General features: G+C 63.6%; 14 protein-coding genes and 1 pseudogene. 9 read left to right on the plus strand and 6 right to left on the minus strand.

Annotated elements, in window-relative coordinates; translation table 11 throughout:
* Position 1: 1 nt before the first annotated feature.
* Positions 2 to 270: pseudogene (locus MCHLDSM_RS39140) on the minus strand (TSUP family transporter); the annotation flags it as partial.
* Between the two features lie 56 nt (positions 271 to 326).
* Positions 327 to 596, minus strand: a complete 270-nt coding sequence (locus MCHLDSM_RS07650) for a metal-sensitive transcriptional regulator (protein WP_006247290.1) — start codon at positions 594 to 596, stop codon at positions 327 to 329.
* 608 nt (positions 597 to 1,204) lie between these two features.
* On the opposite strand from MCHLDSM_RS07650, the gene MCHLDSM_RS07655 reads away from it, so the two are divergent.
* From MCHLDSM_RS07655 to MCHLDSM_RS07665, 3 genes are all read left to right on the plus strand, one after another.
* Complete coding sequence (locus tag MCHLDSM_RS07655; RefSeq protein ID WP_006247291.1) at positions 1,205 to 2,350, plus strand: NAD(P)/FAD-dependent oxidoreductase; 1,146 nt, start codon at positions 1,205 to 1,207, stop codon at positions 2,348 to 2,350.
* A gap of 165 nt (positions 2,351 to 2,515) precedes the next feature.
* Positions 2,516 to 3,142, plus strand: a complete 627-nt coding sequence (locus tag MCHLDSM_RS07660; protein ID WP_013470258.1) for a class I SAM-dependent methyltransferase — start codon at positions 2,516 to 2,518, stop codon at positions 3,140 to 3,142.
* A 75-nt stretch (positions 3,143 to 3,217) separates the two neighbouring features.
* A complete protein-coding gene (locus MCHLDSM_RS07665; protein ID WP_006247293.1) occupies positions 3,218 to 3,904 on the plus strand; it encodes an adenylate/guanylate cyclase domain-containing protein in 687 nt (228 codons plus the stop codon).
* On the opposite strand, the gene MCHLDSM_RS07670 is transcribed toward MCHLDSM_RS07665, so the two are convergent.
* Together MCHLDSM_RS07670 and MCHLDSM_RS07675 are read right to left on the minus strand one after the other, a co-directional pair.
* Positions 3,892 to 5,292 (minus strand): tyrosine-type recombinase/integrase, encoded by a 1,401-nt coding sequence (locus tag MCHLDSM_RS07670; protein ID WP_082168783.1) that lies wholly within the window; start codon positions 5,290 to 5,292, stop codon positions 3,892 to 3,894. The two genes, MCHLDSM_RS07665 and MCHLDSM_RS07670, sit on opposite strands and share 13 nt — an antisense overlap.
* Positions 5,276 to 5,890, minus strand: coding sequence for a helix-turn-helix domain-containing protein (locus tag MCHLDSM_RS07675; RefSeq protein ID WP_082168784.1), 615 nt, complete (start codon positions 5,888 to 5,890; stop codon positions 5,276 to 5,278). Before MCHLDSM_RS07675 ends, MCHLDSM_RS07670 begins: the two co-directional genes overlap by 17 nt.
* 418 nt (positions 5,891 to 6,308) lie before the next feature.
* On the opposite strand from MCHLDSM_RS07675, the gene MCHLDSM_RS07680 reads away from it, so the two are divergent.
* The 5 genes from MCHLDSM_RS07680 (at position 6,309) to MCHLDSM_RS38070 (ending at position 10,001) form a co-directional block, all read left to right on the plus strand.
* Positions 6,309 to 7,286 carry a bifunctional DNA primase/polymerase gene (locus MCHLDSM_RS07680; RefSeq protein ID WP_234713919.1) on the plus strand — a complete coding sequence of 326 codons (978 nt, stop codon included), beginning with the start codon at positions 6,309 to 6,311 and terminating at the stop codon, positions 7,284 to 7,286.
* Positions 7,287 to 8,849: a YfjI family protein gene (locus MCHLDSM_RS07685; RefSeq protein ID WP_053082932.1), complete on the plus strand. Its 1,563-nt coding sequence runs from the start codon at positions 7,287 to 7,289 to the stop codon at positions 8,847 to 8,849. It abuts the gene before it with no gap.
* Between the two features lie 101 nt (positions 8,850 to 8,950).
* Positions 8,951 to 9,145 (plus strand): helix-turn-helix transcriptional regulator, encoded by a 195-nt coding sequence (locus MCHLDSM_RS35885; protein ID WP_082168785.1) that lies wholly within the window; start codon positions 8,951 to 8,953, stop codon positions 9,143 to 9,145.
* A 51-nt stretch (positions 9,146 to 9,196) separates the two neighbouring features.
* Positions 9,197 to 9,472: a hypothetical protein gene (locus tag MCHLDSM_RS07690; RefSeq protein WP_048469551.1), complete on the plus strand. Its 276-nt coding sequence runs from the start codon at positions 9,197 to 9,199 to the stop codon at positions 9,470 to 9,472.
* A 364-nt stretch (positions 9,473 to 9,836) separates the two neighbouring features.
* Positions 9,837 to 10,001: a hypothetical protein gene (locus tag MCHLDSM_RS38070; protein ID WP_156455063.1), complete on the plus strand. Its 165-nt coding sequence runs from the start codon at positions 9,837 to 9,839 to the stop codon at positions 9,999 to 10,001.
* A 134-nt stretch (positions 10,002 to 10,135) separates the two neighbouring features.
* Here MCHLDSM_RS38070 and MCHLDSM_RS07695 read toward each other — a convergent pair whose 3' ends face one another.
* Positions 10,136 to 10,717 (minus strand): fasciclin domain-containing protein, encoded by a 582-nt coding sequence (locus MCHLDSM_RS07695; protein ID WP_048469552.1) that lies wholly within the window; start codon positions 10,715 to 10,717, stop codon positions 10,136 to 10,138.
* A gap of 1,214 nt (positions 10,718 to 11,931) precedes the next feature.
* Here MCHLDSM_RS07695 and MCHLDSM_RS07700 point away from each other — a divergent pair.
* Entirely contained in the window at positions 11,932 to 13,581 is a 1,650-nt protein-coding gene (locus MCHLDSM_RS07700; RefSeq protein ID WP_174545988.1) for a sensor histidine kinase, read from the plus strand.
* Positions 13,582 to 13,774: 193 nt separating this feature from the next.
* Here MCHLDSM_RS07700 and MCHLDSM_RS07705 read toward each other — a convergent pair.
* Positions 13,775 to 14,937 (minus strand): IS3 family transposase gene (locus MCHLDSM_RS07705; RefSeq protein ID WP_109788767.1). Its coding sequence is split into 2 segments (ribosomal slippage): positions 13,775 to 14,646 and positions 14,646 to 14,937, totalling 1,164 coding nucleotides; the frame shifts between segments, so codons are not numbered across the junction.
* Positions 14,938 to 15,101: the final 164 nt, after the last annotated feature.

The raw sequence follows: 15,101 nt of genomic DNA on the forward strand, positions 1-15,101 counted from the left end.
NACAGCGGCCAGGCGCCACTGCACCTGTCCAGCGCGCAACCTGGGCAACCCCCCCACCGCCGAGGCCACCGCCACCACGATGAGCGACATGGGGATCGCCTGCTCGACCCCGAGGCCGAGCGCATAGACCAGCGCCGGGACCGCCAGGATCGACCCGCCGCCGCCGAGCAACCCCAACAGCACCCCGATCACCGCACCCAGCACCAAGGTGATGACCACAGTCACCGGCGACACCGCTTCGACGCCCGGACGCACGCTCTCACGCAGCACACCGCAGGTCAGTCATCACGGTCTCCGACGCCGATACCAGGCACTGCACGCATCCTTCATGCCAACGCCAAGAACAGCTTCTCCAACTCGGCCTCGGTCATCGGCGCTGCCCCACCTTCGACCTGCCCGGCCAGGCACTCTCGCAAACCCGTGGCCACGATCTTGAAACCGGCCTTGTCCAGCGCGCGCGACACCGCGGCAAGCTGGGTTACCACGTCCTTGCAGTCGCGGCCCTGCTCGATCATCGCGATCACGCCCGCGAGTTGACCATGCGCACGACGCAACCGATTGAGCACCACTACGATGCTGTCCTGATCGCCGACCATCGCCAAACCCCTTCCGTAACAGTAGTTCCATCGTATACCCCACCGGGTATCTACCCGATCGTTGCGACGCCAGTCGTGGCGCTCGGTGCAAACGGGGCGCGCCGTGGTCGGAGAGGCAGGGTCGGGCCGCCCTTGCATTTCAATAAATCAGGGCGGACCGTGACTTCGCCACCCATCGACAGGGTATACCGGCGGGGGTATACAGGAAGGGTGAATGAACCTGTGAAGTCACCGTCGACGAGTTGGCTGCCAGGCGGGGCGCGGCCGGCCAGTCGGGTGGCGGATGCCCGCGAAGCCCTAGGAATACCAGTGCATCATTTCCTTGGCGCGCTGCCTATCAAAGGTGCTGGCCGCGCGTCTCGTCGACATCCCGGACACTGCGTTACGTCGTCTGCAGGTCGGGAAGCCGGTTCACGGCGCGCGAAGCCTGGGATTCTTCGGCCCGAAACGCTGTGTCGACCAAGGTGTGGGCGGGATGACGCAATGGGGGTGACGTCAATCCGGCCCATCGAGATTTGACCACTCGTCAGCGCCCACCCCATTCGGGTGCGGTACCGACCCCGACTGAATCAACAATTGTCCGACTACAACGAAAGAGGGACGCTCCAATGAAGAAGACCGTACTGATCCTGGGTGCCGGATTTGGCGGCCTGGAATTAGCCGCCCAACTCTCCGACACCCTCGCCGACCTGCACGTCATCCTGATCGACCACAACGACGGGTTTACCTTCGGCTTTTCCAAGCTCGACGTGTTGTTCACGAATCGCACCCCCGAGGATGTCCGCATTCCGTATGCCGAGCTGACCAGGCCCGGCGTGGAGTTCCGCCAGGAACGCATCACCTCCATCGACCCGGCCACCCGTCGCGTCGTCACCGACCAATCCGACTATCAGCCCGACTTCCTCGTCATCGCCCTGGGCGCCGACTACGAGCCCGAAGCCACCCCTGGCTTCACCGAGGACGGCTACGACTTCTACACGGTGGATGGCGCCGCTCGACTGCGCGACCGCCTCGCTGAATTCACCAGCGGCACCATCGTGCTGGGCGTCCTCAGCGTCCCCTTCAAGTGCCCGCCAGCACCCTACGAGGCAGTCCTGCTGCTACATGCCCACTTGGTCGAGCGGGGCATCCGCGACGCCGTCACCATCAAGGTGATCAGCCCCATGCCCTCTCCGATCCCGGTCTCCCCGGAAACATCCGAAGCGCTGATCACCGCCATGGCCGAACGTTGCATCATCTACCGGCCTGAGACCAAGATCCATTCACTGGACCCGAACCAACACCTAGCCCACACCGACACCGACACCGAGCCCTACGACTTGTTCATCGGCATCCCCAAACACCGCGTCCCCGACGTGATCGACGCCTCCGGGCTGACTGCTGGAGGCAACGACGGATGGATCGCCGTCGACCCCGCCACGCTCGCCACCAAACATGCTGGTGTGTATGCCATCGGCGACTGCGCCGACGCACCCGTACCCCGCGCCGGGGTTTACGCCGAAGACGCTGCCGGCACCGTTGCCGCCCACATCGCCGCACAGCTGCACGGGACACCATTTACCGCCAAGTATTCCGGGCGCGGGGTCTGCTACATCGAGTTCGGCGATGGACGGGTCGGTAAGGTCGACGCCGACTTCCTCTCCGGGTCCAAACCCACCGCCCCCTTCATCGGGCCCTCCACCGACCTGGCCGACGAGAAAGCCGAATTCGCCGTCACCCGACGACACCGCTGGTTCGGTCGATCCGCAAGCTGAACGACAGAATCACCTCCGATGACGGCGTGCCGGACAAGACCGATCGTCGCACACCCTTTTCATCGTCAAACACCGATGATAGCGTCGTATGTAGATTATTAGCTGGCGATGTCGCACCCTTATAGAGCGATGGCTGCCGTGAAGGGAAAGGGTTCTGAGGTGTTGATGAATCGGGTCGAGACTGCCCTGATCAATTCGCCGCCCCGGCGGTGGCTGCAACGTTTCTACGAAGTGCCGGTACTGCTGCGCTTAGGGGGCCGTATCCCGCCGGGCAGTACAGCCCTCGAGATTGGCTGTGGACCGGGCTACGGCTCACAGCTGGTGCTACAACGCTTCGGCGCCGACCGGATCGATGCCCTCGATCTGGATCCGACGATGATCGATCGCGCCCGTAAGCGGCTGGCACCCTGCGGAAATCGGGTCACCTTGGTCCGTGGCAGTGCCACGGACCTGCGGGCCGCGCTCGACGCTGACGACGACAGCTACGACGCGGTGTTCGACTTCGGCATCATCCACCACATTCCGCAGTGGCGTACCGCGGTGGCAGAAGCCGCGCGGGTGCTCGCCCCCGGTGGACGGTTCTACTTCGAAGAGGTCACCAAACACGCCCTCGACCGCCCGACCTACCGGCGACTGTTCGACCATCCCACCGACGACCGCTTCACCGCTGAACAGTTTGTTGACGAACTCCGCCGGCACGGCCTGCTCATCCTCGGCTCTGTCACCCGCATTCGGGGCGATTATCTGCTCGGTGTCGCCACCAAGCCGCTCGTCAACGGTGGTGCACGGTGATGGCCGCCGCCGCGGTAGGCCTGAAGCGCACAGATCGACTGTAACGACGGGCGACGTGAGTGAGAATGGCCAACCATGGGTGAGGCCGCTGCAGCGGACGCAACGTTCGCTTTCGTCGATCTGTCCGGCTTTACGGCCTTGACTGAGATGTGCGGCGACGAGGAAGCCGCCCTTCTCGCCGGGCGGCTGGTAGACCTCGCGCGAGACTCGCTCACCGTTCATGTCAGCCTGGTGAAAAGCATGGGGGACGCGGTGATGCTGCGCGCCCCTGGTCCTGAACAGATGATGGCGACGATCGTGGCGCTGGCCGATCGCGCCGCTGCCGAAGACGGCTTCCTCGTGCTCCGAGTCGGAATCCATCACGGGAGCGCCGTCGAACGTGACAACGATTTCTTCGGGCATGCGGTTAACACCGCCGCACGCGTGACAGCGCTGGCCGGCGCAGGCCAGGCAATAGTCACCGATCCGATACTGCCCGCATGCGAAGGGTTGGGTCTCGCGGTCCGCTCTTTGGGCGCCACCGCGCTCCGCAATATCGCATCTCCTATGGCGGTGTATCGCGTGTCGCTCCCACCGCCCCGATATCCCGTTGACCCCGTGTGTGGGGTTCGAATTGATCCGCGCACAACCAGCCACCATGTGCGGCACGACGATCAAGACATATGGTTCTGCTCCGGCCGATGCGCCGAACGGTTCTTGGCCATTAATGAAGGCAAACAACCTGAAGGAGGGCGAACCCGCCGCGCCAACTACGACGACTGACCCAGGCGCACGACGAGTGGAGCCACCTCTTTCGTTTGAAGGGTGTCTACATGCGGCTGGCTTCCAGCGACCACCCGATCCGCTCGTCGGCTCGTTGGGGTTGCCGCAGCAGCTGTTCGGGTTGCGCCTCGGGTCAGAGGCATATCGATGGCGCAAGCATCAGCGCGGCGGCCAGGAGTGGTCCGAGCAGGGCCGCGCCCGTCGCCACAGTGAGGTAAAGGCGGGCGCGAATCCGGTTCGGCGGAAATAGAAGTCGTTCCACACGCTGAGTGACGGCCAATCCCGTCGCACCAAGCGCCGCGGCCGGCATCGGTGATGTGGCCTAGAAGCTGCTGCACCACCTTCACATTGGCGCCGGCGCTGATCGCCATCGAGGCGCAGGAGTGGCGCAGGTCGTGCAGCCGCACACCGTCGCACCCGGCCACTACACCGCACGCCTTCTGGAAGGAATAGCGTGCCTGGCCAAGAGTCAGGTACCCGCCGCCGCGTGCCGACGGGAACATCAGGGCGGTCGGTGCTCGGCCTTCGATCTCGGTAGCCAGAAGACGTGACAGGAACTTCGGCACCGGGACGGTGCGAGAGGTGTGATTCTTAGTCGGACCCTCCACAAGTCCGGTCTTGCGGACATAGGTCACCGAACGGCGCACTCGGATCCTCCGCGACTTCACGTCCACATCCTCGACGCGCAAGGCGGCGGCCTCACCAAACCGTAGCCCGCAGTAGCAGAGCACGAGCACGAGGGTGCGGAGGTTGCCGGACGCGACGGCGACCCGGTGGAGCTGGTCGTGGGTGAGGTAGCGCTGCTCGGTCTCGGGTAGGCGGGGGAGGTCGATGCCATCGGCCGGGTTCGCGGGGAGATGCTTGGCCCGCACCGCGAAATTGAGTACTGCGCCGACGAGCTGATGTGTCTGGCGCACCCTTGACGCGCTCAGCCCCTTGCCCTCGAATCGCACCGAGCCGTCCACGGTCAGGCCCGCGATCCACACCTGGAGATCGTCGTACCTGACCTCACGCAATGGCACTTCCTCCCACCGCGGCAAAACTATGGTGTCGAGCAGCGACCGGTATCCAGCCACCGTCTTGGCCAACCGGTTGGCCTTCGTAGAAATCCACCGCTCGGCGACTGTCCCGAATGTGACCGCCGATAACGAGGGATCAGTCCATGCTCCCGTTATTTGGTCGCTAACTTGTTTGTTCAGCCAGGCCTGCGCCTGTGCCTTTCGAGTGAAAGCTTTGGCGTGTTCTTTGCCGTAGTCGTCGACATACCGCGCACGCCAACGGCTGCCCTTGCCATGGTTAGCGCTGGGTACGGTACACGAGTTGCCTTGCTCATCGTGAGCGGTCTTGTTCCAGCGATCCTCGACCCCGGCCCTACGATTGCGCTTCACTTTCCTTTATCTCCTTGAGCATTCCGATCAACATCTCGGTTGCTCTACGCTCAACGGCTTCGTTGAGCCGCTTCATGGCAACCCTCTGCGGCGCTGGTGCGGCGGCGATGCCATACAACGCATCTTGCGCGTCAACTAGGGCCTTCAACGCCGAGCCGCCTGCCCTTTCCAGTTCTGGACGCTCGGCGAAGTCCAGGTCGCCGAGGTCCGTGAACCAGCCCTGGATGGCGTTGTGAAGACCGGCGATGTCCATCACCGCCTTGCCAGCTGTGGTCTTGAGGTTGGCCACGATGTCGGCGACTTCGTTGGCCACCCCTGATCTGCGGCCAAGAAGTGAGTCGAGGGACACGCCGAGAAGGTCCGCGATTACCGCCGCCTCGACGATCCTGACCGACCGCGCTCCCTTCTCGATCTTCGCCAGCACGGTCGGATGCATGTCCAGCATCTCGGCCATTTGAGGCTGCGTCCACTTCCGATCGGTTCGCTCCTTCCGCAGCAGATCACCAAAACGCTTATCTGTCCACTTACTTCTTGACACTTCAGTGACTTTACTCGACTGACGCTTCCAAACAAGAGTTGCAATGGCTAAAACAGACATTACATGTCCGAATTGGTGAACTGACTCGTGAGGGCAGGGCTACAGACCTGGAGTTTGACAACTGCATAACAGAGCACGAGCGCAGATACGGCGGGTAGTCGCGCCCCCGCTACACCACATCGACTGCCGACAGCGTCGGGGATGTGAGGAACAGAATTCGGGCTCTGCCCATAACCCTAGGCAACTTTTTGAGGAGGGAAACCCCGTATGCCTCCATGCGAAGTTCGCGGCTGTCCGTTTCGGGCGCTGCCGTCGTGCCCAGACCACAGCCAGAAGTATCCGCGCGGTTTTCATGAACTCGATCGCATGATGCGCCGTCGACCGGTTCTACCGCCACCGCGAGTCCCGAAAGGAGCACCACCTAGAAATTGGGTCGAGCTCGGCACCGCCGTTAGAGCCGAGCCCCACCGAAACGCCGATGAATATGTCACCAAACACCGACCGCCCCAACGATAACACCACCTCGCGGGATGTCCTGGTCGCCGAAGCGGAGGCGATCAAGGCACTCAACGCCAACGTAATCGAACCGACCACCGACATCGGCACATCCGCCATCGAGTACGGGATCTGCGGCTGGCCCGTCTTCCCGCTAAGGGGCAAACGCCCGGCGATCAGAGGTGGTCGCGGATTGCTCGACGCCACGACCGACATTGCTCAGATCGCGGAATGGTGGGGCGGCCAGTACCGCCGCGCCAACATCGGCGGCCGAGTGCCCGAAGGCATGGTCGTGATCGACATCGATCCGTACCACGGCGGGCTCGATTCACTCGCCGCGCTGGAGAAGAAGTACGAGCCGTTGCCGACCACCCTTACTGATCTGTCGGGCCGCGGCGACGGCGGCGCCCACTACTTCTTTCGGCGTCCTCCCGGCCAGCTCACCGGCCGCCGTCTAGGCGTCGGCATCGATGTCAAGACCAGCGGTGGCTACGTCGTGTTGGCGCCCTCCGCACATCCCGACACCGGAAGAAGGTACCGAAGGATCGAGGCACCGGTTGCTGCACCGCCACGTTGGCTGAGTGCCCTTCTGCAGGTTGCGCGTCAAGACAGCCCTGGCGTACATGGGCGGCCGGCCGGAAGCCGGCAATACTTTGGCGATTCCATAGCTGACGGCTACAGCGCGAACACGACATGGGCGGAAGTGCTGCAGCCGCACGGCTGGGAATGTCTAGATGTCGATCCTGATGCCGATGGGGCCCGCTGGCGGCATCCCACCGCAACGGCCCCGTACTCAGCCACCATCAAGTTCGGTAAGTTGTTCTGCTTTTCGCCGAACACGCCGTTCGACGTCACGGAGAGCGGGAACGCCCACGGATACACAAAATTCCGGGCGTACGCCGTACTCGGTCACGGCGGTGATTTGTCCGCTGCTGCACATCGGCTGGGCAAGGCGGTGTAGATGAGGATCAACGCTGACGATGTCGATCCGATGCCCGATGACGATGAGCTCAATGACGATCAACTGGATGATCCAATCCCCTTGGCGTCGACCATCGCATTGCCGCCGTTCCCAACCGACTCCCTACCCGAGCCCTACGCGAATATGGTCCGCGCAATCAGCGAGGCTTGCCAGGTCGACCCGGCGATGCCGGGAGTATCCGCGCTCTCCGTCCTATCCGGCTGCATCGGAGGTCACGCCGAGATCGAGCTCCGCCCCGGCTGGCGTGAACCGTTGCACATCTTCACTGTCACCGTGGCCGCGCCCGGTGAACGAAAGAGCGCCGTTCAGCAGGCAATGGCCTCGCCGATTCTCGACGTGGAGGCTCAGCTGGCCGAGCAGGGTCTGCGGGAGCGACTGGAGGCGCTGACCCGGAAAGAGGTTTCGGTGAAGCGGGCGGAGAAGCTCCGCAATGTCGCGGCCAACCCTAAGAAGGAGGTCGAAGACGACGAATCGACCACCGTTGATTCGCAGGCCGCTATGCGCGAGGCCATCGAGGCCGCGGCGATGGCCGAAGCAATTGATGTACCGCCGGTTCCGCGGATCTTCGCCGACGACGCCACGCCGGAAGCAATAGCTTCCCTGCTCGCCGAGCAGGGCGGCCGTTTGGCGATTCTGTCGTCGGAAGGTGGAATCCTCGACATCATCGCCGGGCGCTACCAGCATCGGGCAAACATGGATGTCTTCCTTAAAGGCCACGCCGGGGATCCGTTGCGGATAGACCGAAAGGCCACGCCGCCGGAATTCGTTCGGCGCCCTGCACTCACTCTGGGATTGATGATCCAGCCCCACGTGCTGTCGGCGGCTGGCCGAAACGCCGAATTCCGCGGCCGCGGACTGCTGGCCCGTTTCCTCTACGCCTTTCCCGTTTCGAAGGTTGGTCGGCGGAAAATTGCGCCCGAGCCTGTCGACGAGGCCATTCGAGACGACTACGAGACAGCGGTGCAAGAGTTGGCGGCGGGCATGGCCGAATGGCACAGCGATCCCGCGGTACTCACCCTGACCGAGGCAGCGAGGAACGCCATGGAGTGCATCGAGGCCGCAGTAGAGCCAACGCTTGCCGACGGCGGCGAACTAGCCACCCTGGCCGATTGGGGGGCAAAGTACGTCGGCGCGATCGGGCGGATTGCAGGGCTTCTGCACCTCGCCAAGCACGGTTCCGACACCGGGCCGTATGTACCGGTAGAGGCGCAGACGGTGCTGGAGGCATATCGCATCGGCGCGTATTTCAGAGCATGCGCGATCAACGCGTTTATCGAAATGCGCACCGACCCCGTTGGGGTCGATGCCATGTATCTACTCGATCGCATTCGCCACCTCGGCAGCGACGAAGTGTCGATTCGTGACGTTCACGTGGCCTCCAGCAGGGCGCGGTTCCGCACCAAGGCCGATCTCATGCCGGGCCTGGAGCGGCTGGTTGAGTTCGGCTGGCTGATCGTGATGCCGTCACCGAAGCCGACAGGAGGCCGGCCCGCTTCACCGCGCTACAGGGTTCACCCACGCGTCACAGAAGCCACGCAATAGGCAGGAGGGCGGCCGGGCATCGCCTTCTGCCGCTTGTGTGGCTTCCGTGGCAGCGCACGAACTTTCGATTGGATGACCCGAGAGAGGAAGGGTATTGGAAAGTGAGCAACGAATTTCTCACGGCCGATGAACTGGAGGTGTGGACGGGCATCCCTCAAAGCACCTGGCGATACTGGGCGCACCTCGGCTCAGGCCCAGCCAGCTTCAAAATCGGGAGACGCCGTGTGTGGAAGCGTGCCACCGTCGATGCGTGGCTCGCCGACCAGGAGAAGAACGGCACCACCACTACAGGGTGATTAGCACCAGCAGAATTTGACGGAATACCGTTATAAGAAAGGAAGATTCCTATGTCCGACAACTTTCACAATGATCAAGCTGCAATTAGAAATTTGATCGCTGATGCCGAGAAACAGATTGAGCGGTTGCAGATCGGCTGTCTAGGCGAACTGAGCGATCGAGTCGACGACGTCTACGGTGACTGCGTCACGATGCTTGCGGAACTCATTGATTCCCAACTGTACGGAGCGCTTAGGGCGTTGTCCGCTTTGCGCTATTCGCTATCGGACGCATTAGCTGCACAGTCGTCGCAGATCGATCATGACGTTCAATCGACTGTACCGTGACCGCAGCGGTGTTCGGGACTGGGACGCACCGTCCTCCTCTTCAGCATGCAACCCGAGCAAAAGGGGCTTGAGCGACTTCGGAAGCAGCGCCGGAAGCGTTCCAAGACAGACGACACCCATGAACCGTCTGGTGGATCGAACGACCCCCTCGGTAGAGGACTGTTTTGCCAGACGCCAGCGACCGGGTGCCTAGGCCACGCTCGTCGATTGCCACGGCACTTTTCGAGAAGGCCTTCCGGTGTACAGCTTTCGGGGTAGGTCTGCCCTGCGCAAGCGTTCAAAGTCGTAAGGCGTGTCTGGGACTCTGTTAGCCCCACATGCTTTTACCGGCGTGTTTTTTTGTAGTGCCGAAAGCGCGATAGGCGTGGCCTGGTTGCTGCGTGACGACGACGAGGACGACCGCAAGGAATGCGACCCTAAGGACCTGTGGGACAACGAGATACCCCACGGCGGGGTGTGGGCGAGGCTGGCCAACACCACCGACACGGTGCGCTGCCTCGAGCACGGCCTGCGCCCGGATCAGCACTGAGGTTTTAAGGAAGGCTTGAGGCTTGTGGTGCAGCTCTTTCCCAGCGTCGACGGTGCTCTACGCCGAAGGCGTCGCGCGTGCACCCGAGATGCCGGGCGCCGGGTGGACTCCCGGGCACTAGATCGAGAGGTTTCCTACATCGGGGGCATGAGCACCGAGTCGATCAGGTACACCGTCGCGTTGGCTGTCTGGACGCCGCCGCAGACCACCGACGCGTTGTTCACCTTGAGCGCATCGGGGTGACCGGTGACGGTGACGTCGGCGCCCTGCACGGTCTTGTGGGTGCCGACGATCTGGTCGGGAGCGACGCGGCCGGGCACGACGTGATAGGTCAGCACGGTGGTCAGCAGCGGCGCGTCGGTCTTCAACTTGTCGATGGTCGCCGGGTCGACCTTGGCGAACGCCTCGTCAGTAGGCGCGAACACGGTGAACTCGCCGCCGTTGAGGGTGCCGACCAGGTTGACCTTTGGATTGAGTTGGCCCGAAATGGCTTTGGTGAGGGTCGTCAGGACCAGATTGTGCGACGCGGCGACGGTGACCGGGTCGGCGGCCATGCCCTGGACCGAGCCCGGTCCGGTGGGTACCTGCTGGGCGTAGGCGGCGCAGCCTGGGCCGACGGGAGCTGCAGCGGCCGTCGTCGCCGTCGACAGGGAGAGGCCGAAAGCAGCCGCTGCCGCCAAAACTGCTCCTGCCCAAGCTTTTCCGTTGAACGTCATATCCCATGATCCTTTCACCGTCGAACCTGGTGTCCCTGATGGACGCTTACATCCGCCTATTCGGAGCCGCGCTATTCTTGGATGGGTTGGCGTCCGAAGCGATCCGGCAGAGCGACGACGCGGTACGCGGCCCCGACCGTTCCTGGCACATACACGGCATCGCCGAGACGCGGCCGTCCTGGTCCCCCCGACTACGACCACACCCTTGACTACCAATGCACCGTTGACGGCGCCTGGCGCGGTGGTCGAGTCAAGCCATATCGGGAACTGAAAAGCATTGGAAAGCAGCGCCAAATAACTCCGCTCGAGGTGTTCGGCAAGTAAGTTGCTGGTTCAGCTTCAGGAGTCCGGGACAACGCCAAGGCGAGCACTTCAACTCGTCGCGGAGACTATGTCAACATGGGAATGAGTCCGGCGACTGGAGGGTGGGGTGGCTTCAAAGCTGCTACACGCAGCCACCTTCTTCTCCGACGTTGAACGGCTGCACAGCGGCCACCGCGGTCGGCATGGCGCCTACTCTTTGGTCCGATACGGCGATCGGATAAACATGGCGACGTGGGGCGAGATGGTGGTCGCCCGGTCGAAGCGGTTGTGTGAACTGTCTGCCGAGTTATTCGCGGTGTCCGCTGCGCGCGTGAACGTAGCCGACGTGTTCGTAGTCGAACCCGTGAAGTCAGGCGCTATAGGTCGCCGTAGTCGGCTTCGAGTTGCGGCCTGGATCGAAGTCGGGAGCGGGGATTAGGCAGGAACACGAGCGCAGACGATTGCGCGGCTGCGGGTCGCGATGTTCCCACGGAGGCGATGACAGCCGGTGTCGGCGGCCGGGGATCGGTTACGTGGCTAGGTCGTGCCGGTCCTCGGCCAAGCCCCTCCACTAATCCAGCCGGGCGTGGAGCGCTTGTCGCGCCGCCGCTTCGGCCTCCTCGACGCCTTGGCCGCCGCCCGTCGCTCGCGGCCCAGCTCCTCGTCCCGTGTACCTGGCGCGGCGCCGTGCGGGATGTCGAGAATAGCCGAAGGTAGTCGCCATCACATGCGACCGTGTACCGAAGGACCTGCGGTTGATGTTCAGACAGACAGATCGCTCGGTTCTAGGATTGGAGACTGCTGGTTTCGTGGTCGCGGAACGCGGAACACGGAAGGTGTCGGGGCTAGTGGATAGCGACGAGTCCGGAGCGGTTTTTGGCCAGCTGGGTCGGCGTGGTCTGGCCGGGCGGATGCATGAGCAGCTCGATGAGCTGTTGGCGGCTCGTGACCAAATGGAGCAGGTGCTAGGGCTGATCGTTGAGATCGGTTCGGATCTGGATCTCGATGCCACGCTGCAGCGCATCGTTCATGCGGCGATGGGCTTGACCGGGGCCCGTTACGGGGCGTTGGGGGTGCGCGCCGCCGACGGCACCCTGGCCTCGTTTCACCATTTGGGGATGGACGCCGACACGGTGCACGGGATCGGGCATCTGCCCGTCGGCAAGGGGGTGTTAGGTCTGCTGCTGGACCGCACCAGCACGGTGCGCCTCGATGACTTGACCCAGCACCCGGCGGCGGTGGGGTTCCCTGAGCATCACCCACCGATGCGGGGATTCTTGGGGGTGCCGATCATTATCCGCAAGACGGTGTACGGCAGCCTATATCTGGCCGATGACCAACCCGGACATGGGTTTAGCGCATCTGATGAGATCGCCGCGCGGGCGCTGGCGGCGGCGGCAGGGGTGGCCATCGACAACGCGCGCCTGTTTGACCGGGTCACCCGGGCGGTGCAGTGGGTCACCGCCAGCCGAGAGATCAGCACCGCGGTGCTGTCGGGTGAGGCGCCGCAGGCTGAATCGCTGCAGGTGATCGCCGAGCGTGCGCGCGACCTCACCGACGCCGAGCAGGCGATCGTGCTCGTTCCCACCGACCCCGACCTGCCGGCCACCGACATCGACACCCTGGTCGTATTGACCGCGGTCGGTGTGCACGCCGGAGAGGTGATCGGCCAACAGGTCCCGGTGCAGGGCTCCACCAGCGGTGAGGTGTTCCGGACGGGAAAACCGGTGATCACCGAGTCGTTTCGCTACCCGATTGCGGCGTTCACCGATGTCGGGCAGCGCTCGGCGGTGCTGATGCCGTTGCGCGCCGGCGACACCGTGCTCGGGGTGATCGCCGTGGCCCGCGACCCCCACCAGCCGCGGTTCGGCCCCAGTTATCTGGATCTGGTCAGCGACTTCGCCGGTCACGCCGCGATCGCCTTGCGGCTGGCCGCCGCCCACGCCCGCGAACGCGAGCTCAGCGTGGCCGTCGACCGCGAGCGCATCGCCCACGATCTGCACGATCACGTCATCCAGAAGCTGTTCGCCGCCGGGATGGACCTGCAGGGCAGCATCGCCCGCGCCCGCTCGCCCGAGCTCGTCGAGCGGCTCACCCGCACGGTGGATGACCTGCAAGCCACCATCGACGCGATCCGCACCAGTAACTTCGGGCTGCAACATCCCCGCGGGCAGGTGGCCGATTTTCGGCAACGGATCCAGCGGCTGATCGCCGAGCTGACCGAGAACCGCCCCATCGCCACCACGCTGCAGATGCGCGGGTCGATCACCGGCGTGGGTGTGGAGCTGGCCGACCACGCCGACGCCGTCATTACTGAAGCCATTAGCAACACCGTGCGCCACTCCGGTGCCTCGCGCCTGACGATCGAGATCACCACCGGCGACGAACTGGCCATCGACCTCATCGACAACGGGTGCGGCATCCCCACCGACAACCAACGCCGCAGCGGACTGTCCAACATGGAGCGACGCGCCGAACGACTCGGCGGCACCTGCCAGATCACCACCCCCTCCGAGGGCGGCACCCACGTGCGCTGGACCGCCCCGATTATCGAATCCTGACCCACCCCACACGCGCCTGCTTTGTCGGTTATGGCCACAACCGGCTAGGCCCCTTCTGTGTAGCGTTGTGAACATGCACGGTGGACTACGCGACGGTAGACATTCCCTGATCGTCTGTAGCCGATAGGGCTCCGCCGCCGAAGGTCAGGCCTTGGGACTGCCCCGGGTTCAGTTGACTCGCGGGGTGTGAATTTTAGGCCGCGGTTGCGACGGGTGTGTGGAGCAGTTCGAACTCTATCGGGGTGAGCCTGCCGAGTGCGCGCTGGCGCCGGCAGCGTCGGTGGTAGGTCCGCTCGATCCAGGTGACGATCGCCAGGCGTAGTTCGGCGCGAGTAGACCATCGCTTTCGGTCAAGCACGTTGCGTTGCAGCAGGGCGAAGAACGACTCCATCGCGGCATTGTCCCCGCAGGCACCAACGCGGCCCATCGATCCGTGTAACCCGTTGTGCGACAGTGCATGAACAAACTTCCGTGACCGAAATTGGCTACCCCCGTCGGAGTGGACGATCGTCGCGACGGGTGACCCCAGCGCCACGGCGTTATCCAGGGCAGCCACGGCCAACGTGGACTTCATTCGAGAGTCAATCGAGTAGCCGACGATGCGGTTGGAGTAGACGTCTTTGATGGCGCACAGGTAGAGCTTGCCTTCGTCGGTGCGATGTTCGGTGATGTCGGCCAGCCAGACCTGGTTGGCGGCCTGGGCGCTGAACTGGCGTTGCACGAGGTCGTCGTGGACGGGTGGGCCGGATCGGCGGTTCAGTCCACGTTTCTTGGCGAAGGTCGACCAGATGCGTTCCTGGGAGCACAGGCGTGCGACGCGGTTCTCGCCGGCGGTGATCCCGCGCCCAGGTAGTTCGTCGGCGATGAACCGGTAGCCGAAAGCCGGATCGTCGGCGTGGATGTCGCGGGCAGCGTTGATCAGGTGTGCATCGTCCCAATCACGCTGCGACACGGGCGCTTTGCGCCATTTATAGAACGCCTTGGTGGAGAATCCCAGGACCCGGCAGGTCACCGTAACGGGTACGCCGTCAGCGGCAAGGTCGAGGACCAGCGGGTACATCATTTTGGGTTGGCGTCCCGCGACAGATATCCGACCGCGCGGCGCATCACCTCTGCTTCCTGCTCGAGGAGTTTGATCCGCTTGTGTGCCTCGCGCAGTTGTGCAGCCATGTCGTCAGCATTGGCCGGTGACGCGGGCTGGTTGCTGCCGTCCTCCCGGTCAGCGATCTTGAGCCAGCGATGCAGGCAGGCCTCCGAGATGCCGAAGTCCTTCGCGATCTGGCGCAGCGGCGCCTCACCCTTGCGGGCCACGGCGATGACGTCGGCACGAAACTCGGCAGGAAACGGTGTCGGCACGAGATTGATCCTTCCAGCAAGGACGAATCCTCACAGGTCAGGAGTCAACTAAACCTCGATCCACCGATAAATTGGTTGGTCGTGGGGTGTCGGAATGAGGAAAGTGCCCCTTGAGCTGGGAGGATTGGTGTTCTCTACGCATCAATCAGGCCAGTTCAGAAAGG

The sequence above is a fragment of the Mycolicibacterium chlorophenolicum genome (genome assembly GCF_001044235.1).
Taxonomy (GTDB): Bacteria; Actinomycetota; Actinomycetes; order Mycobacteriales; family Mycobacteriaceae; genus Mycobacterium; species Mycobacterium chlorophenolicum.

Excerpts from the sequence above, each read along its gene's own strand:
- MCHLDSM_RS07650 (WP_006247290.1), bottom strand. The coding sequence starts at position 596 with ATGGTCGGCGATCAGGACAGCATCGTAGTGGTGCTCAATCGGTTGCGT.
- MCHLDSM_RS07655 (WP_006247291.1), top strand. The coding sequence starts at position 1,205 with ATGAAGAAGACCGTACTGATCCTGGGTGCCGGATTTGGCGGCCTGGAA.
- MCHLDSM_RS07660 (WP_013470258.1), top strand. The coding sequence starts at position 2,516 with ATGAATCGGGTCGAGACTGCCCTGATCAATTCGCCGCCCCGGCGGTGG.
- MCHLDSM_RS07665 (WP_006247293.1), top strand. The coding sequence starts at position 3,218 with ATGGGTGAGGCCGCTGCAGCGGACGCAACGTTCGCTTTCGTCGATCTG.
- MCHLDSM_RS07675 (WP_082168784.1), bottom strand. The coding sequence starts at position 5,890 with ATGTCTGTTTTAGCCATTGCAACTCTTGTTTGGAAGCGTCAGTCGAGT.
- MCHLDSM_RS07680 (WP_234713919.1), top strand. The coding sequence starts at position 6,309 with ATGAATATGTCACCAAACACCGACCGCCCCAACGATAACACCACCTCG.
- MCHLDSM_RS07685 (WP_053082932.1), top strand. The coding sequence starts at position 7,287 with ATGAGGATCAACGCTGACGATGTCGATCCGATGCCCGATGACGATGAG.
- MCHLDSM_RS07690 (WP_048469551.1), top strand. The coding sequence starts at position 9,197 with ATGTCCGACAACTTTCACAATGATCAAGCTGCAATTAGAAATTTGATC.
- MCHLDSM_RS07695 (WP_048469552.1), bottom strand. The coding sequence starts at position 10,717 with ATGACGTTCAACGGAAAAGCTTGGGCAGGAGCAGTTTTGGCGGCAGCG.
- MCHLDSM_RS07700 (WP_174545988.1), top strand. The coding sequence starts at position 11,932 with ATGCATGAGCAGCTCGATGAGCTGTTGGCGGCTCGTGACCAAATGGAG.